This window comes from Mycobacterium sp. IDUB_21, from assembly GCF_055419425.1.
Window position 1 is genome coordinate 46,485 of sequence record NZ_JBVAXQ010000018.1, and the last position, 16,844, is coordinate 63,328.

Genomic DNA, 16,844 nt, shown 5'->3' on the forward strand with positions numbered 1-16,844 from the left:
GGCTCAGACGTCCTCGATCTCGTCGACCTCGTCCTTGTCGGTGAAGACTTCCTTGGTCCGCTCGACGGCGTGGGTGGCGATCTCCATGGAGTCCTGGACGATGGCGCTGACGCCGCCGGAGACGTCGCCGCGGATGATGTCGCCGGCGTCCTCGACGATGTCGGAAGCCTTTTCGACGGCGTGGGTGGCGATATCGCGGGCTGCGTTGAACGCGTCCCGGGGAGTGATGGCCATGGGAGTCTCCTGTCGCTGGCTGTCGAGTCCGACTCTAGACGCCGGACCACGCCTGCGCAGTGCCTAAACGACCCGGGCTCCCGGGGTGCCCTCCGGTTCGATCGTGGCCGCCTCCAGCGGGGTCTGACGGGACTTGCGCAGTCGGCGCTCCAACGCGATGGCGCCGGACGACAGCACCAGGTTTCCGGTGATCATCAGCGCCGCGATCACCAACAGCGCGGGCACGTAATTGCTGTATTGCGAGCCCACCACCGTGCCCTGGCGCACCATCTCCACAAAGGTGATCTGATAGCCGATCGCGGTGTCCTTGAGCACCACCACCAGCTGCGACACCAGCACCGGCAACATGGCGGTGACGGCCTGCGGCAGCAGCACCAACCGCATCGAGCTGCCCCAGCTCAACCCCAGCGCGGCGGCCGCCTCGGACTGCCCACCGGGCAGGGCGTGTACGCCGGCCCGCACGATCTCGGCGATGACGGCGCCGTTGTAGAGCGTCAGACCGGTGACCACCCCGGCCAGGGCGATCTGCTGCGGCGGGAACGCGTTGAGCACGCCGTAGACGAAGTAGGCGAAGATCATCATGATCAGCACCGGGATCGCCCGGAAGAACTCCACCGCCACCGCACAACTCCAGCGCAGCGGCCTGATCCCCGACAGCCGGCCGACACCCAGGCCGACCCCCAGGATCAGCGCAAGCCCGATAGACCAGGCAGCTGCGGTCAGGGTGCCCGCCACCCCGGGCAGCACGTAGGTCCGCCACAGGTCGGCGGTCAGAAACGGTGTCCACTTCTCCGCGACCAGCTGACCCTTGGCGGACAGCCGCGAATACACCACCCAGCCCAGCAACGCCGCGGCCAGCACAGTCGCCACCGACATCGCGCGGTGCCGCGCGCGGGCTCGCGGGCCGGGTGCATCGAAGACCACCGTCGCCGGCGTCATCGCGCCACCGTCCAGCGTCGACCCAGATACCCGAACAGCAGGCCCAACGGCAGGGTGAGCACGACGAAACCGGCCGCGAAGACAGCGCCGACCGCAATCAGTGCCGCGGTGTTCTCGGTCATCGACTTCATCAGCAGCGCCGCTTCGGCGACTCCGATCGCTGAGGCCAGCGTGGTGTTCTTCGTCAGCGCGATCAGCACCGAACCCAGCGGAATGATCACCGCCCGAAAAGCCTGCGGCAGCAACACGATCCGCAGATTCTGAACGAAGCTCAACCCAAGTGACCGGGCGGCCTCGGCCTGCCCGATTCCCACCGTGTTGACCCCGGAACGCACCGCCTCGCACACGAACGACGCGGTGTACGCGCTCAATCCGAGTACCGCGAGCCGGAAGTTGCTGTCGTCAATGGACGTCGGCGAATGCGGGTCGGACAGTGTCACCCCCATCGTCTGGGCCAGGCCGAACGAGCACAGCAGCAACAGCAAAGTCAGCGGGGTGTTGCGCACCAGGTGGACGTAGCCGGCGCCGAGCCATCGCAGCGCCGGAACCGGAGAAAGCCGCATCGCGGCCAGGCCGGTGCCCAGCATCAGTGCGATAGCCCCCGACAGCACCGCCAACTCGACTGTGACGGTGAACGCCTCGACGATCTGGCCCCGATACTCGGTGAACATCATTGTTCGATCGGCGGCGGGTCGGGTACCGCGAATCCGGCGGCGCCGAAGTTGTTGACGAACGCCGCCCGCCAGGAGCCGTCGCGTTCCATCTGCTCGATCGCGTCGTTGATCCGCCTTCGCAGACCGTCGTTGCCCTTGCGGACTCCGATTCCGTACTTCTCGGTGGAGAACGGCTCACCGACCAGCTTGAAGGCACCGGGGCTTTGAGCGGCATACCCGGCCAGGATCACGTCATCGGTGGTCACGGCGTCGATCGCACTGTTGCGCAGCGCCTCCACGCACGCGGAGTAGGTGTCGTAGCGCTGCAGCTGCACCCCCGGATAGCGGTCTTTGATCCGTTGGGCGGGAGTGGATCCGGACACCGAACACAGCTTCTTGTGATGCTGCAGCGACGCCGTGCCGGTGATGTCGCTGTTGTCGGCCCGCACCAGCAGGGATTGGCCGGCAAGCAGGTAGGGGCCGGCGAAGTCGACCTTTTCCCGCCGAGAATCGGTGATCGAATAGGTGGCGACCACGTAATCGACCTGGCCGTTGCGCAGCAGCATCTCGCGTTGGCCGGACGGGGCTTCGAGCCAGGCGATGCGCGCAGCCGGATAGCCCAGCCGCGCAGCGACGTAGCGGGCCACGTCGACATCGAACCCGCCGAAAGTGCCGTCGGGTCTTTTGACACTCAACCCGGGCTGGTCGAACTTGACACCGATGGTGATCTTGCCGGTGTCATCGGGGGTGCATGCCGATAGTGCCAGCAACACCGCCAGCGCGAACACGGCGCGCACCCGACCGCGCACCTGCAGCGGCAGCGCGGTCGTCATCGCCATGCGGTGGCTCCCCATCTACCGGCCGTTCAGTGGTCGAGGACCTTGGCGAGGAAGTCTTTGGCCCGCGCGGACTTCGGGTCGCCGAAGAAGTCCGCCGGCGGGGCAACCTCCACGATCGCCCCATCGGCCATGAACACCACCCGATCGGCAGCGCGACGGGCGAAACCCATCTCATGGGTCACCACCACCATGGTCATCCCGTCGTCGGCCAGCGAACTCATCACCGCCAGCACTTCGCTGATCATCTCCGGGTCCAGCGCACTGGTCGGCTCATCGAACAGCATCACCTTGGGGTTCATCGCCAGCGAGCGGGCGATCGCCACCCGTTGCTGCTGCCCGCCGGACAACTGGGCGGGGTGTTTGCCGGCCTGATCGGCCACCCCGACCCGTTCCAACAGTGCCATCGCCGTCCGCTGCGCCTGCGCCCGCGGGGTCTTGTGCACCTTCATCGGTGCCAGTGTGACGTTGTCGAGGATGGTCTTGTGCGGAAACAGGTTGAACGCCTGGAACACCATTCCGACCTGTGCCCGCAGCCGGGCAAGCGACGCGCCCTCGGCCGGCAGCGGCTCGCCGTCGACGGTGATGGTGCCCGAGTCGACGGTTTCGAGTCGGTTGATGGTCCGGCACAGGGTGGACTTGCCGGAGCCCGACGGCCCGAGGATCGCCACCACCTCGCCACGGGCGACATCGAGATTGATATCGCAGAGCACATGCAGGTCGCCGAAGTACTTGTTGACGGCCCGGATGGCGATCATCGGCACGGGATCCGGCCCGCCGCTGGTCATGGCATCCGACCCTACCCAGGACCGAACAGTGGTGGCACCATAAGCGTCGGTCAATCCGATCGATCTCACCGTCGCAGGTCGCCGTACCATAGTCCGGGTGAGTTCGCCGGTGATTTCCGACCAGGTCCGTACCTACGAGGTGCGCACCTACGGGTGCCAGATGAATGTTCACGACTCCGAACGCATCGCCGGCATGTTGGAACAGGCCGGTTACCGCCGCGCCACCGCGGGCGCCGACGCCGACCTGGTGGTGTTCAACACCTGCGCGGTGCGGGAGAACGCCGACAACAAGCTGTACGGCAACCTGAGCCACCTGGCGCCCAACAAGCGCAGCAACCCGGACATGCAGATCGCCGTCGGCGGCTGCCTGGCCCAAAAGGACAAGGACGGCGTGCTGAGCCGGGCGCCGTGGGTGGACGTCGTGTTCGGCACCCACAACCTGGGCTCGCTGCCGGTGCTGCTCGAGCGGGCCCGGCACAACCGGCAAGCCCAGGTCGAGATCGTCGAGTCGCTGCGGGAGTTCCCGTCGTCGTTGCCGGCCGCGCGGGAATCGGCCTATGCGGCCTGGGTTTCCATCTCGGTTGGCTGCAACAACAGCTGCACCTTCTGCATCGTCCCGTCGCTGCGGGGCCGCGAGGTCGACCGCAGCCCCGACGACATCCTCGCCGAAGTCGCCGCACTGGCCGGCCAGGGCGTTCTCGAGGTGACGCTGTTGGGCCAGAATGTCAACGCCTACGGCGTCTCGTTCGCCGACCCGGCGGTGCCGCGTGACCGCGGCGCCTTCGCCTCGCTGCTGCGGGCCTGCGGGGAGATCGACGGTCTGGAGCGGGTCCGATTCACCTCCCCACACCCGGCCGAGTTCACCGACGACGTCATCGAGGCGATGGCGCAGACCCCGAACGTCTGTCCCACACTGCACATGCCGCTGCAATCCGGGTCGGACGTAGTCCTGCGGGCGATGCGCCGCTCCTACCGGGCCGAGCGCTACCTGGGCATCCTCGACCGGGTCCGGACGGCCATCCCGGACGCGGCGATCACCACCGACCTGATCGTCGGATTCCCGGGCGAGACCGAACGCGACTTCCAAGACACCCTCGATGTGGTGGCCGCGTCGCGATTCTCCGCTGCGTTCACCTTCCAATACTCCAAGCGTCCCGGCACGCCGGCCGCAGAGTTGCCCGACCAGCTGCCCAAAGCGGTTGTCCAGGAACGCTACGACCGCCTGGTGGACCTCCAGGAGGAGATCTCATGGGAAGAGAACCGGGCGCAGATCGGCCGTACCGTCGAGTTGCTCGTCGCGGTCGGGGAGGGTCGCAAGGACGCACAGACCGCACGGATGAGCGGTCGGGCCCGCGACGGCCGGCTGGTGCATTTCGCTCCGGGGCCGGCGCAGGTGCGTCCTGGTGACGTGGTGACCACGACGGTGACCGGCGCGGCGCCGCACCACCTGCTGGCCGACGGGGCCCTGCTGAGTCATCGGCGCACCAGGGCTGGTGACATCCACGCCGGCCCGGGGCCCGGTGTCGGGCTGGGTATGCCGAAGATGCCGGGGGCGGCGCGGTGAGCGGTCACGCGGGCAATCAGGGCGACTTCGAGGCCTACCGGGCCGATATCGAAGCTGCGGAGCGGCGCGTTGCCAGTGAAATCGACCCCGGCGGTAGGGGTTTGGTCGTCTCGATCGGTGTCTTCGTGCTGCTGGCGTCGTTTCTGCTGCCGCATACCGGAGCCGTGCGCGGCTGGGATGTGCTGTTCGCCGCAAACGGCGCCGACGAAGCGCTCGTGACACTGCCTTCGCGGCTGTTCATGTGGCTGGCGTTGGTGTTCGCGGTCGGGTTCTCGATGCTGGCCCTGCTGACCCGACGCTGGGCGGTCGCCTGGGTGGCGCTGGCGGGTTCGGCGGTGGCCAGTGCGGCCGGTTTGTTGGCCGTGTGGTCCCGGCAGACCGTGGCGCTGGGGCTGCCGGGTCCGGGCATCGGGCTGATCCTGGCCTGGATCACCGTGATGGTGCTGACGTTTCATTGGGCGCGGCTGGTGTGGTCGCGCACCGCGGTGCAGTTGGCCGCCGAAGAGCAGCGCCGCCGCAGCACCGCGCAGCGTCAGACCCTGGGCCTACTGGACGATCCCGAGAACCCGGAAGCCCCGAAAGACCCGCCGACGGCCTGAGTCAGCGCCTGTTGAGCGCCTGCTCGGCGGCTTGGGCCCATTGCCGCCACTGTTCGGCGCTGGCGCGGGCCTCAGCGGCGTCCTTTTCCCGCCCGGCAGTCTCCGCCTTCTGTGCCTGGCGTTCGAATTGCTCGGCGCGAGTGCGGAACTGGGCGGCGCGGGCCTCGGCTTCCGGGTCCACTCCGGCCGCGTCGGCGGCGGCGCCGGCGTCACGCACCTTCTTCTCCACCGCCCGCAGCCGCCGCTCAAGGTCGGCGGAGCGCTCCCGCGGCGCCTTGCCGAGGGCGTCCCACTTGGTGACGATCGACCGCAGCGCGGCGCGCGCGGCATTCTGGTTGGCCGGATCGATCCGCTCCGCCTCGGCGAGTAGTGCCTCCTTCGCCGTGGCATTGGCCACCAGCTCGGCGTCGCGTTCGGCGTTGACGGCGTTGCGGGCGCTGAAGAACTTGTCCTGGGCGGCTTTGAACCGCTGCCACAGTGCCTCGTCGACATCCTTGGTCGCCCGCCCGGCGGCCTTCCACGTGGTGAGCAACTCCCGGAAAGCGGCACTGGTGGCGGCCCAGTCGGTGGAGCCGGCCAGCTCTTCAGCCCGTTTGCACAACCGTTCCTTGTCTTCGCGCGCCCCAGCCCGGCCTCGGTCCAGGTCGGCGAAGTGCGACCCGCGCCGCCGGTTGAAGCCGTCCCGGGCCGCGGCGTAGCGCTTCCACAGCGCGTCGTCGGCCTTGCGGTCCAGGCCGGTGATCGTGCGCCACTCCTCGAGGATGGCGCGCAACCGGTCGCCGGCGGTCTTCCACTGCGTCGAGTTCGTGGCCAACTCTTCGGCCTCCGCGGCCAGCGCCTCCTTGCGGGCGGTCGCAGCGGCCCGCTGCTCATCGCGCTGTGCCCGATTCTCCGCAGCGACGGCGCCGGCACGCTCGCTGACCGCGGCGATGCGTGCCGCCAGCGCATCGAGATCACCGAGCACATTCGCCGTCGGCAACGACTCGGCCAACGCCGCCGCGGACGACTTGATCTTGCGCGCGTCGCCGCTTCCGGAGGCCAGCCGCTCCTCGAGCAGGGTGACTTCGGTGCTCAGGTCGTCGAACCGCCGCCCGAAGTGCGCGAACGCGGCCTCGGGGTCCCCGGCCTGCCAAGAGCCGATCTGCCGCTCGCCGGCCGAAGTGACCAGCCACACCGTCCCGTCGTCGTCGACCCGCCCGAAGCGATGCGGATCGACGGTCGGGGGCCCGGCGATCAACGGGCCGGGTCGGGCGCCCGGTTTAGGACCGGGACGGGGCCCCGGTCGCGGACCCGGGCGTGGAGAGGGGGCGGAGGAACCGCTGTCGATGGTCATCCCTGTCGTCACCTAACCCTTCGCGGTCAACCCGCGCATCTGCCGCGCACCGCGGCGCCTTCGATCTGCCTAGAAGTATCCAAGCGTATTCAAGCAGGTACCCGCCACGCTGTGCCGCCGACTCGGCGGTTCAGCGAGGCTCGACGGAGGAGAGGCGAAACTGGGACCGCCGCATGAGCTCGGCGGTAGCCTGTTCGATCGCCGGTGGGTGTTACTGGGATACCGCAGGCTTGGAGGAGACTGCCAGTGGCGAAAGAGACCGTCGTCGTCTTGCTCGCAATCGGCGCCGCGCTGTTCATCGCGATCAGTGACGTGATTCACCAGCGCATTGCGCACCGGGTCGCCGACGAGTCGATCGGTCACCTCGCGCTGTTCGCCCGATTGCTGGCCGACCGGCGCTGGTGGATGGGCAGCCTGGTGGCCGCGGTGGGTTTCGTTCTGCAGGCTGCCGCGCTCGGCCTGGGCTCGGTGCTGCTGGTCGAGTCGCTGCTGGTGACCTCGTTGCTGTTCGCCTTGCCGATCAGCGCGCGGCAGGCCGGCCGGAGGCTGGGCCGGTCGGTCTGGTTGTGGGCGGCACTGCTGGTCGCCGCCCAGACGGTGATAATCACCGTCGGTAATCCCACCGCAGGGCATGCCCGCGCCTCGTTCGACACCTGGATCTGGGTGATCGCAGTACTGGGGCCGGCGGTATTGCTGTGCGTGGTAGGGGCACGTGTCTGGACGGGGCGGGCTGAGGCGGTGCTGCTCGCGGCGGCTTCGGCGGTCTCTTGGGGGGTCGTCGCGGTTCTGACCAAGGGCGTCGTCGAGTTGATCGGCCACGGACTGCGGCCGCTGCTGGCCTCCCCGGAGCTGTACGCGTGGGCGGCGCTGGCACTGGCCGGTACCGTGTTCCAGCAGTCGTCGTTTCGCGCCGGGGCACTGACCGCCTCATTGCCGACGATGACGGTGCTGGAGCCGACGGTGGCTGCGGCGCTGGGAATGGTGCTGCTCGGTGAGATGGTGCGGCCCGGCCGCAGTGGTGGGTTTGTCCTGGCCTTGTCGCTGGTCGTGTTGGTCGTCGCCGTCGCGGTGCTGTCGCGTGGCGAGGCGGTCGTCGAAGACGATCCGGCTGCCACCACGGTGTAGCGGCGATCGGTTGCCACACCGTCGGCGGGTAGTCTTGCGCCGGTTGAGGGAGGGACATGTCGACAGGGAATGTCATCGCGGCGCTGCTCGCGCTATGTGCTGCGCTGGCGTCCGCGATCGGTGACGTGATCCGCCAGCGGTCCGCCCAGGAGATCACCGACCAGCAGGTCGGCCACCTGCAGTTGTTCTGGCTGTCGCTGCGTGACCCGCGGTGGTGGGGCGGCGGCGCCGCGGCGGTGGCCAACTACGCCCTACAGGCGGTGGCGCTGGCGGTGGGCTCGGTGATGCTGGTGACCGGCTTGCAGGTGACCGCGCTGCTGTTCGCACTGCCGATGTATGCCTGGTTGACCCACCGCCGGGTGACCAACTGGGAGTGGATGTGGGCCGTCCTGCTGGCCGCGGCGCTGGCGGTGGTGGTGATCGTCGGCGACCCGACCGAGGGCAAACAGCACGCGCCGGCCGGCATCTGGATCACGGTGTCGGTGGTGTTGTCGGCGGCGCTGGTGGGCTGCGTGCTGATGGCCCGGCGGTTCAAGGGCCGGCCGGCGGCCGCGGTGCTGCTGGCGGTGGTGGCCGGTACTTCGCTGGCGGTGTTCGCGTTGCTGACCAAGGTGCTCGTCGAGGTGCTCAAGGCCGACGGTTTCGACGCGGTGCTGGCCTCGCCCGCGCTGGAGCCCTGGCTGGTGGCGACGCTGGCCGGGATGATCTTCCAGCAGTCGGCATTTCGGGCCGGCGCGCTGACCGCCTCGATGCCGACGATGGTCGTGGCCAAACCTCTGGTGGCCAGTGCGCTGGGTGTGCTGCTGCTCAACGAGACCATTCAGGCCGGCGGGACCGAGGACGTCGCGGTGGTCATCGGGGTCGTGCTGATCGTCATTGCGACGGCGGCGCTGGCCCGTGGCGAGGCCGCCACGATCGTCGCCGATGCCGAGGGCGCCGACCGGGCCGAGCCGGTGCCGTCGGCGCCGAACGGCTGACTTCGGTCTCGTGCTGGGCGGACTAGCGATCATGCCGTCGGCGCCGGTGCTGGTGCCCGAACTGGCCGGCGCCGCCCCCGAGGCGGCCGAGCTGCGGGCCGCGGCGCTGGCCGCCGCCGGATCCTTGCCGCCGCGCTGGGTGGCGTTGGGGGCCGGAGGCGACGGGACGTACGGGCCCGACACCTCGGGTAGTTTCGCGGGATTCGGCGCCGACGTGGCCGTGCGCCTGTCGCCGAGCGCCGACCAGTCGGCCGAGCTGCCGCTGTGCGCCCTGATCACCGGGTGGGTGCGCGGGCAGCTTCGGCCCGACGCCCAAGTGGTGGTGCACGCTCACACCGATCCGGGTGCGGCGCTCGCCGCCGGGAGGCGACTGCGCGCCGAGATCGAACAGTCACCCGAGCCGATCGGGGTGCTGGTGCTGGCCGACGGCGCCAACACCTTGACCGCGGGTGCACCGGGTGGGCATCGCCCGGCCGACGTCGGCATCCAGCGTGCCCTCGACGACGCGCTGGCCGGCGGCGACGTCGCCGCACTGATCGGGTTGCCGCCGCAGGTCATCGGCCGGGCGGCATTCGCGGCGTTGGCCGGCCTGGCCGGGAAGCCGCCGCGCACCGCCACGCAGCTCTACCGCGACGCCCCCTACGGCGTCGGCTACTTCGTCGGGGTCTGGGAGCCGTGAGGCCGATCGCGGTCGTCGGGCCCACCGGCACCGGCAAGTCGCAGCTTGCGCTCGACCTCGCCGAAGCTCTGGGGAGATCGGCTGAAATTGTTAATGCCGACGCCATGCAGCTCTATCGGGGCATGGACATCGGCACCGCCAAGCTGACGCCGGGGGAGCGGCGCGGCATCCCGCACCATCAACTCGACGTCCTCGACGTCGCCCAGACCGCAACCGTGGCCCGCTACCAGCAGGCCGCGGCCGCAGACGTCGAGGCGATCATGAGCCGCGGTGGGGTTCCGATCATCGTCGGCGGGTCGATGCTCTATCTACAGGCGCTGCTCGACGACTGGTCGTTTCCGGCGACCGATCCGGCGGTGCGAGGCCGCTACGAGCAGCGGCTGACCGACGTCGGGGTGGCGGTGTTGCACGCCGAGCTGGCCGTCGTCGATCCGGCGGCGGCGGCGGCGATCCTGCCCACCGACGGCAGGCGCATCGTGCGGGCGCTGGAAGTGGTGGAGCTGACCGGCCGGCCGTTCGCCGCGTCGGCGCCCACCATCGGCGCGCCGCGCTGGGACACCGTGATCATCGGATTGGACTGCGACACCGCCGTTCTCGACGAACGGCTGGCTGTCCGGACCGAGACGATGTTCGCTCGCGGACTGGTTGCCGAGGTTGCGGGGCTGCTGGAGGTCGGGTTGCGCGACGGGGTCACCGCCGGCCGGGCGCTGGGTTACGCCCAGGTGATCGCGGACCTCGATGCGGGCGGCGACGGTGCGGGCGCCCAAGAACCGACCTTCATCGGCACCCGCCGCTACGTGCGCCGGCAGCGCTCCTGGTTTCGCCGCGACCACCGCATCGAGTGGCTCGACGCCGCCGACGGCCTGCTCGACGCGGCACTGGCCGCGTGGCGGCACGTATCCTGAGCACATGCTTTTCGCCAAGGGCCACGGCACCCAGAATGACTTCGTCGTGTTGCCGGACCTGGGCGTGGACTTGGACCTGACACCCGCCGCGGTGAGCGCGCTGTGTGATCGGCGACGCGGCCTGGGCGCCGACGGTGTGTTGCGGGTGACCACCGCCGGCGCCGCGGTGCATGCGGGAGTACTCGACCGTCTCCCCGAGGGGGTTGGCGCCGATGACTGGTTCATGGACTACCGCAACGCCGACGGTTCGGTGGCCGAGATGTGCGGCAACGGGGTGCGGGTGTTCGCCCACTACCTGCGGGCCGCCGGATTGGAGTCCCGGGACGAGTTCGTCGTCGGCTCACTGGCCGGGCCGCGCCCGGTGATCGTGCACCACGCCGACGACGTGCGAGCCGAGGTCACCGTCGACATGGGCAAGGCCAACACGCTGGGGAGCGGGGGGCCGGCCTTCGAGGCGGTCGTCGGCGGCCGGAGCTTTACCGGGCTGGCGGTCGACGTGGGAAACCCGCACCTGGCGTGTGTGGATCCGGGACTGTCGGCCGCGGAGTTGGCCGCCCTGGACGTGGGCGCGCCGGTGTCGTTCGACCCCGACCAATTTCCCGACGGGGTGAACGTGGAGGTCCTGACCGTTCCGCACGACGGTGCGGTGTCGATGCGGGTGCATGAACGTGGGGTCGGAGAGACCCGGTCGTGCGGCACCGGCACGGTGGCCGCTGCGGTGGCCGCGCTGGCCCACACCGGCGCGTCGACCGGCACGCTGCGGGTCGACATCCCCGGCGGGCAGGTCAGCGTCACCGTCACCGAGGCCACCAGTTACCTGCGCGGCCCGTCGGAATTGGTGGCGCGCGGTGACATCGCGCCGGGGTGGTGGTCGGCGCAGTGAGCTTTCCCGAGATTCCGAGCACCGGCGAACTGGCCCTCGACGACCGCGCGGCGCTGCGCCGGGTCGCCGGACTGTCCACCGAGCTCGCCGACGTCTCCGAGGTCGAGTACCGCCAACTGCGCCTGGAGCGGGTGGTGTTGGTCGGGGTGTGGACCGAGGGCAGTGCTGCCGAGGCCGACGCCAGCATGGTCGAGTTGGCGGCGTTGGCCGAAACCGCCGGCTCGGAGGTGCTCGAGGGGCTGATCCAGCGTCGTGACAAGCCCGATCCGGCCACCTACATCGGGTCCGGCAAGGCCATTGAGGTGCGGGAGGTGGTGTTGGCCACCGGCGCGGACACCGTCATCTGCGATGGCGAGCTGTCCCCGGCGCAGCTGACCGCGCTGGAGAAGGCGGTCAAGGTCAAGGTGATCGACCGTACCGCGCTGATCCTCGACATCTTCGCCCAGCACGCCACCAGTGCCGAGGGCAAGGCGCAGGTGGCGTTGGCGCAGATGCAGTACATGCTGCCGCGGTTGCGCGGCTGGGGTGAGTCGATGTCGCGGCAGGCCGGCGGCCGGGCCGGCGGCAGCGGGGGCGGGGTGGGTTTGCGCGGCCCCGGTGAGACCAAGATCGAGACCGACCGGCGCCGGATCCGGGAACGGATGTCCAAGCTGCGCCGCGAGATCAAGGCGATGAAGCAGGTGCGCGACACCCAGCGCAGCCGCCGCCTGCACAGTGACGCCCCGTCGGTGGCGATCGTGGGCTACACCAACGCCGGCAAGTCCAGTCTGCTCAACGCGCTGACCGGCGCTGGGGTGCTGGTTCAAGACGCGCTGTTCGCCACGCTGGAACCCACCACGCGCCGTGGGGAATTCGACCCCGGAACAAAAATGGCGCGGCCGTTCGTGCTGACCGACACCGTCGGTTTCGTTCGACACCTGCCCACCCAGTTGGTGGAGGCGTTCCGGTCCACCCTGGAGGAGGTCGCCGACGCCGAGCTGCTGGTGCACGTGGTAGACGGTTCCGACCCCGCGCCGCTGGCGCAGATCAGTGCGGTGCGCCAGGTGATCTCCGAGGTGATCGCTGAGCGGGACGGTAGGCCGGCTCCGGAACTGCTGGTGGTCAACAAGATTGACGCCGCCGGAGACCTGGCGTTGGCACAGCTGCGCCGCGCGCTGCCCGACGCGGTGTTCGTCTCGGCCCACACGGGCGAGGGCATCGACGCGTTGCGCCACCGGATGGGGCAGCTGGTGGCGCCGTCGGACACCGCCGTCGATGTCGTCATCCCTTACGGCCGCGGTGATTTGGTGGCTCGCGTGCACGAACACGGCAGGGTCGCCCAAGCCGAGCACGGCGAGGGCGGCACCCGGATCCGGGCGCGGGTTCCGGCGGCGCTCGCCGCCAGCCTGCGGGAGTTCGGCGCGCTTTAGGCTTTGCGGCTTCGGCTGGGCCCCGGACCGCGGGTTCGCCCAACCATCCGGTTGGTCTATTGTCGTCGGAAAGGTTCCGTCGATCTCGGAGGTCAGGCGATGAGCGCCGCAGTCAAATACCAGCGAACCCTGTTCGAGCCGGAACACGATCTGTTCCGGCAGTCTTACCGGGCGTTCCTGGACCGCCACGTCGCGCCGCACCACGAGGAGTGGGAAAAGGCCAAGATCGTCGACCGCGACATCTGGCTTGAAGCCGGCAAGCAGGGCTTTTTGGGCATGGCCGTGCCCGAGGAGTACGGCGGCGGCGGCAACCCGGACTTCCGCTACAACGTCATCATCACCGAAGAGACCACCGCCGGCCGCTACAGCGGCCTCGGGTTCACCCTGCACAACGACGTCTGCGCGCCCTACCTGCTGGAACTGTGCAACGAGGAGCAGAGGCAGCGCTGGCTGCCCAAGTTCTGCACCGGTGAGCTGATCACCGCGATCGCGATGACCGAGCCCGGAACGGGCAGTGACCTGCAGGGCATCAAGACCCGGGCGGTCAAACACGGCGACCACTACGTGCTGAACGGGTCCAAGACGTTCATCACCAACGGCATCCACTCCGATTTGGTGATCGTGGTCGCCCAGACCGACCCGGAGAAGGGCGCGCAGGGATTCAGCCTGTTGGTGGTGGAGCGCGGCATGGCGGGCTTCGAACGCGGACGCCACCTGGACAAGATCGGGCTCGACGCCCAGGACACCGCCGAACTGTCGTTCACCGACGTGCACGTCCCGGTGGAGAACCTGCTCGGCCAGGAGGGCATGGGCTTCATCTACCTGATGCAGAACCTGCCGCAGGAGCGGATCGGGATCGCGATCATGGCGGCCGCGGCGATGGAGGCCGTGCTGGAGGAGACGATCACCTACACCAAGGAGCGCAAGGCGTTCGGCAAGCCGATCGGCAGCTTCCAGAACAGCCGGTTCGTGCTGGCGGAGTTGGCCACCGAGGCCACCGTGGTGCGGATGATGGTCGACGAGTTCATCCGACTGCACCTGGACAAGGAGCTGACGGTGGAGCAGGCGGCGATGGCCAAGTGGTACACCACCGAGAAGCAGGTCCACTTGATCGACCGCTGCCTGCAACTGCACGGCGGCTACGGCTACATGCGGGAATACCCGATCGCGAAGGCCTACCTGGATTCACGGGTGCAGACGATCTACGGCGGCACCACCGAGATCATGAAAGAGATCATCGGTCGCAGCCTGGGCGTTTGAGCCCGGCAACCGGGGCCGTGGTCGACGCATTCAGGCGTACGCAGCACGTCCCCGCCACCACGCGGCTTGGCATCGTTTCGGCATCGGGTGGGTATCTGTTTCCGCAATATCGATGACTTCGCTTCGCAATACGGGTCTATTGCGGGAAAGTTTATGCCGGAAATGCTTGCGTCGATAACGATGCCTGGGAGGGCTGGTGGCTAGTCGGAAAGATCGGTTCGGCAAGACGGCGGTGCGCATGGCGCTCTGCCTCGCGACGACGGTCACCGTGCTCTTGTCGGTGCAGACCGCGGCGGCGACGCCCGACAGCGACGCCCATGACGCCATCGCCGCGGCGTGGCAGGCGGCTGGTGGGGATGGTTCGCCGCTGGGTGCGCCCAAGGGAGATGTGCACCCGGCCGGGGTGGGGTTCGCCCAGGATTTCGCGGGTGGAACCATCTACTTCACCCCGGAGACCGGCGCCAAGGCGCTCTACGGCGCGATCCTGGACAAGTACGAGTCGATGGGCGGGGCGGCAACCAGCGACCTCGGGTTCCCCAGCAGTGACGAGGTGCCCGGCCTGGTCCCGGACAGCCGGGTCGCCATTTTGTCCGGCGCCGACAACCCGGTGATCTACTGGACGCCCGAGCACGGCGCGCACGTGGTGCGCGGCCCGATGAACGCGGCCTGGGACAAGCTGGGCAGCTCCACCGGTGCGCTCGGTGTGCCGGTCGAGGACGAGAACTATGACGGCGCCGTCGTCACCCAGAAGTTCAGCGCCGGTGCGCTGTCCTTCGACGGCGCGACCAAGACGTTCACCACGGTGCCGCCGGAGCTGGCGGCTCAGCTGGCCGATGTACAGGTGCAGCTCGACCCGACCGCGGCCATCGACCAGGCATGGCGCACCGCCGGCGGCCCGTCGGGTGCGCTCGGGGCCAAGCAGGGCGACGAGTATCCGGTGGGCGGCGACGGCGTGGGCCAGGATTTCGGCCGGGGCAAGGTCTACTTCTCCCCGGCCACCGGGGCGAACGCGCTCGAAGGCGACGTCCTGGCCAAATACGAGTCGCTGGGCGGGCCGGCGGGCAGCGATCTGGGCTTCCCGATCACCAGTACGGCCGACGGTTCCATCACCGGGAGCAAGTTCGGTTCGTTCGCGGCCGACGACGACCCGGTGATCTTCTTCAGCCCTGACAACGGCGCCTTCGTGGTGCGCAGCGCGATGAAGGCCGCCTGGGACAAGCTCGATGGTGCGTCCGGAAAGCTCGGTGCTCCGGTGGGTGACCAGACCGTCGACGGGGACCAGGTCTCGCAGAAGTTCACCGGCGGGATGATCTCCTGGAACCAGGCCACCAACACCTTCAGCACCGAACCAGCCGAGCTGGCTCAGGCGTTGTCGGGCCTGCAGATTCCCGGGATGAACCTGCCGACCCCCAGTACGTCCACATCGGCCGGCCCGGTCAAGGAGACGCACTGGAATTGGTTGTGGGTGCTGATCCCGGTCGCGGTGCTGGCGGTACTGGGGGCGCTGGCCGGTGCAGCGATGTGGTGGCAGCGGCGCCGACCGACTCCCGCCCTCGGGCGTGAGCCGGACGCCATGCCGGCGCCGGTCAGTGACGACTACGACGACGATGACGAGCAGTGGGCGCACCACGATCAGCATGACCATGAGGGCACGGTCCGACTGCCGAGTCGCTACGGCGCCTCATCGTCGTTCGGTGCGGCCCCCGAGGCCGAGCTGCCCAGTCAGTCGATCCCTGACGCGCCCTGGCTGCACTACGGTGAATCCGACGCCGATGTACAGGACCACGTACAGGACCATGTACACGATGACGCCGAACCCGATGACGATGACGACGCAGACACCGCGCCGACCCGGGTGGTGACCGAAGACGATCTGGGTACCGGCCGACACGCGGTGGGGCACAGCGCTTCCGGCGCGGAATCGCGGGCCTTCGGATCCGGGGCGCAACCGCGCACGTTCGGCTCCGCCCCGCGTACCTTCGGCGTCGAGGAGTCGGTCCACCCGGTCATGCACCTGCCGCTGGACGACCCCTACCAGCGGCCGGACGGGTACCCGATCAAGGCGAACATCGGCTCGGGGCTCTACTACACGCCGCAGAACGCCCTGTACGACGACACGCTTGCCGAGATCTGGTTCGCCACGGAGGACGCGGCTCGGCTCAACGGATTCACCAGGGCCGGCTGATCAGCGCAGCGGCAGCGAAGTGTCTTGTTCGCTGTCCGGCCGAGGCCCGAAGATCCGTCGCTGCCCCTCGGTGATGGCAACATCGTCGATGCTGGACTCGCGGCGGCTCATCCGGCCGTCGTCGGCGAACTCCCACAGTTCGTTGCCGTAGCTGCGCCACCACCGGCCGTCGGTGTCGCGACATTCGTACTGGTAGCGCACCGCGATTCGATTGCCGTGGTAACACCACAGCTCCTTGCGTAGTGCGTAGTCGCGTTCGCGGGCCCACTTGCGTTGTAGGAACGCTACGATCTCGGCACGCCCGGTGACGAACTCGTCGCGGTTACGCCATACCGAGTCGTCGGTGTATGCCAGCCCGACCCGTTCGGGATCCCGGGTGTTCCAGGCGTCCTCGGCGGCCCGGACCTTATGTCGTGCCGACTGCTCGTCGAAAGGTGGGCAGGGCGCGAACATGGTGTCCTCCCTTGGCGATTCG

17 protein-coding genes are annotated in these 16,844 nt (G+C 69.0%); 10 read left to right on the forward strand and 7 right to left on the reverse strand.

Annotated elements, in window-relative coordinates:
* Nucleotides 1-3: 3 nt before the first annotated feature.
* The 5 genes from ACZYY4_RS21275 to ACZYY4_RS21295 all read right to left on the reverse strand — a co-directional run bounded on the left by ACZYY4_RS21275 (nt 4) and on the right by ACZYY4_RS21295 (nt 3,450).
* On the reverse strand, nt 4-234 hold the full coding sequence (locus ACZYY4_RS21275; RefSeq protein WP_463812037.1) for an Rv1893 family protein: 231 nt from the start codon (nt 232-234) through the stop codon (nt 4-6).
* A 63-nt stretch (nt 235-297) separates the two neighbouring features.
* Nucleotides 298-1,173, reverse strand: coding sequence for an amino acid ABC transporter permease (locus tag ACZYY4_RS21280; protein ID WP_463812038.1), 876 nt, complete (start codon nt 1,171-1,173; stop codon nt 298-300).
* Nucleotides 1,170-1,847, reverse strand: coding sequence for an amino acid ABC transporter permease (locus ACZYY4_RS21285; protein WP_463812039.1), 678 nt, complete (start codon nt 1,845-1,847; stop codon nt 1,170-1,172). The genes ACZYY4_RS21280 and ACZYY4_RS21285 overlap by 4 nt, the downstream gene beginning before the upstream one ends.
* Nucleotides 1,844-2,665, reverse strand: a complete 822-nt coding sequence (locus ACZYY4_RS21290) for a glutamate ABC transporter substrate-binding protein (RefSeq protein WP_463812040.1) — start codon at nt 2,663-2,665, stop codon at nt 1,844-1,846. The genes ACZYY4_RS21285 and ACZYY4_RS21290 overlap by 4 nt, the downstream gene beginning before the upstream one ends.
* Before the next feature lie 26 nt (nt 2,666-2,691).
* On the reverse strand, nt 2,692-3,450 hold the full coding sequence (locus ACZYY4_RS21295; RefSeq protein WP_463812041.1) for an amino acid ABC transporter ATP-binding protein: 759 nt from the start codon (nt 3,448-3,450) through the stop codon (nt 2,692-2,694).
* 88 nt (nt 3,451-3,538) lie between these two features.
* On the opposite strand from ACZYY4_RS21295, the gene miaB reads away from it, so the two are divergent.
* Both miaB and ACZYY4_RS21305 read left to right on the forward strand, forming a co-directional pair.
* Nucleotides 3,539-5,014: a tRNA (N6-isopentenyl adenosine(37)-C2)-methylthiotransferase MiaB gene (miaB, locus tag ACZYY4_RS21300; protein WP_463812087.1), complete on the forward strand. Its 1,476-nt coding sequence runs from the start codon at nt 3,539-3,541 to the stop codon at nt 5,012-5,014.
* Nucleotides 5,011-5,613: an Rv2732c family membrane protein gene (locus tag ACZYY4_RS21305; protein ID WP_463812042.1), complete on the forward strand. Its 603-nt coding sequence runs from the start codon at nt 5,011-5,013 to the stop codon at nt 5,611-5,613. Before miaB ends, ACZYY4_RS21305 begins: the two co-directional genes overlap by 4 nt.
* 1 nt (nt 5,614) lies before the next feature.
* Here the strand turns inward: ACZYY4_RS21305 and ACZYY4_RS21310 are convergent, their stop codons facing one another.
* On the reverse strand, nt 5,615-6,946 hold the full coding sequence (locus ACZYY4_RS21310) for a DUF349 domain-containing protein (RefSeq protein ID WP_463812043.1): 1,332 nt from the start codon (nt 6,944-6,946) through the stop codon (nt 5,615-5,617).
* Nucleotides 6,947-7,192: 246 nt separating this feature from the next.
* On the opposite strand from ACZYY4_RS21310, the gene ACZYY4_RS21315 reads away from it, so the two are divergent.
* The 8 genes from ACZYY4_RS21315 (at nt 7,193) to ACZYY4_RS21350 (ending at nt 16,369) form a co-directional block, all read left to right on the forward strand.
* Nucleotides 7,193-8,071, forward strand: coding sequence for a DMT family transporter (locus tag ACZYY4_RS21315; RefSeq protein ID WP_463812044.1), 879 nt, complete (start codon nt 7,193-7,195; stop codon nt 8,069-8,071).
* A 56-nt stretch (nt 8,072-8,127) separates the two neighbouring features.
* Nucleotides 8,128-9,048: a DMT family transporter gene (locus ACZYY4_RS21320; protein ID WP_463812045.1), complete on the forward strand. Its 921-nt coding sequence runs from the start codon at nt 8,128-8,130 to the stop codon at nt 9,046-9,048.
* A gap of 10 nt (nt 9,049-9,058) precedes the next feature.
* A complete protein-coding gene (locus ACZYY4_RS21325) occupies nt 9,059-9,727 on the forward strand; it encodes a class III extradiol ring-cleavage dioxygenase family protein (RefSeq protein ID WP_463812046.1) in 669 nt (222 codons plus the stop codon).
* Nucleotides 9,724-10,632, forward strand: coding sequence for a tRNA (adenosine(37)-N6)-dimethylallyltransferase MiaA (gene miaA / locus ACZYY4_RS21330; RefSeq protein ID WP_463812047.1), 909 nt, complete (start codon nt 9,724-9,726; stop codon nt 10,630-10,632). The genes ACZYY4_RS21325 and miaA overlap by 4 nt, the downstream gene beginning before the upstream one ends.
* Nucleotides 10,633-10,636: 4 nt before the next feature.
* Nucleotides 10,637-11,515 carry a diaminopimelate epimerase gene (gene dapF, locus ACZYY4_RS21335; RefSeq protein WP_463812048.1) on the forward strand — a complete coding sequence of 293 codons (879 nt, stop codon included), beginning with the start codon at nt 10,637-10,639 and terminating at the stop codon, nt 11,513-11,515.
* On the forward strand, nt 11,512-12,924 hold the full coding sequence (gene hflX / locus ACZYY4_RS21340; RefSeq protein WP_463812049.1) for a GTPase HflX: 1,413 nt from the start codon (nt 11,512-11,514) through the stop codon (nt 12,922-12,924). Before dapF ends, hflX begins: the two co-directional genes overlap by 4 nt.
* Nucleotides 12,925-13,023: 99 nt before the next feature.
* Entirely contained in the window at nt 13,024-14,184 is a 1,161-nt protein-coding gene (locus ACZYY4_RS21345; RefSeq protein WP_463812050.1) for an acyl-CoA dehydrogenase family protein, read from the forward strand.
* Between the two features lie 238 nt (nt 14,185-14,422).
* Complete coding sequence (locus ACZYY4_RS21350; protein ID WP_463812088.1) at nt 14,423-16,369, forward strand: LGFP repeat-containing protein; 1,947 nt, start codon at nt 14,423-14,425, stop codon at nt 16,367-16,369.
* Here ACZYY4_RS21350 and ACZYY4_RS21355 read toward each other — a convergent pair whose 3' ends face one another.
* Entirely contained in the window at nt 16,370-16,822 is a 453-nt protein-coding gene (locus tag ACZYY4_RS21355) for a nuclear transport factor 2 family protein (RefSeq protein ID WP_463812051.1), read from the reverse strand.
* Nucleotides 16,823-16,844: the final 22 nt, after the last annotated feature.

Coding starts and splice junctions, on each gene's coding strand:
- ACZYY4_RS21295 (WP_463812041.1), bottom strand. CDS start 3,450: ATGACCAGCGGCGGGCCGGATCCCGTGCCGATGATCGCCATCCGGGCC.
- ACZYY4_RS21280 (WP_463812038.1), bottom strand. CDS start 1,173: ATGACGCCGGCGACGGTGGTCTTCGATGCACCCGGCCCGCGAGCCCGC.
- ACZYY4_RS21350 (WP_463812088.1), top strand. CDS start 14,423: ATGGCGCTCTGCCTCGCGACGACGGTCACCGTGCTCTTGTCGGTGCAG.
- ACZYY4_RS21275 (WP_463812037.1), bottom strand. CDS start 234: ATGGCCATCACTCCCCGGGACGCGTTCAACGCAGCCCGCGATATCGCC.
- ACZYY4_RS21310 (WP_463812043.1), bottom strand. CDS start 6,946: ATGACCATCGACAGCGGTTCCTCCGCCCCCTCTCCACGCCCGGGTCCG.
- ACZYY4_RS21285 (WP_463812039.1), bottom strand. CDS start 1,847: ATGATGTTCACCGAGTATCGGGGCCAGATCGTCGAGGCGTTCACCGTC.
- dapF (WP_463812048.1), top strand. CDS start 10,637: ATGCTTTTCGCCAAGGGCCACGGCACCCAGAATGACTTCGTCGTGTTG.
- ACZYY4_RS21320 (WP_463812045.1), top strand. CDS start 8,128: ATGTCGACAGGGAATGTCATCGCGGCGCTGCTCGCGCTATGTGCTGCG.
- ACZYY4_RS21355 (WP_463812051.1), bottom strand. CDS start 16,822: ATGTTCGCGCCCTGCCCACCTTTCGACGAGCAGTCGGCACGACATAAG.
- ACZYY4_RS21290 (WP_463812040.1), bottom strand. CDS start 2,665: ATGGCGATGACGACCGCGCTGCCGCTGCAGGTGCGCGGTCGGGTGCGC.
- ACZYY4_RS21345 (WP_463812050.1), top strand. CDS start 13,024: ATGAGCGCCGCAGTCAAATACCAGCGAACCCTGTTCGAGCCGGAACAC.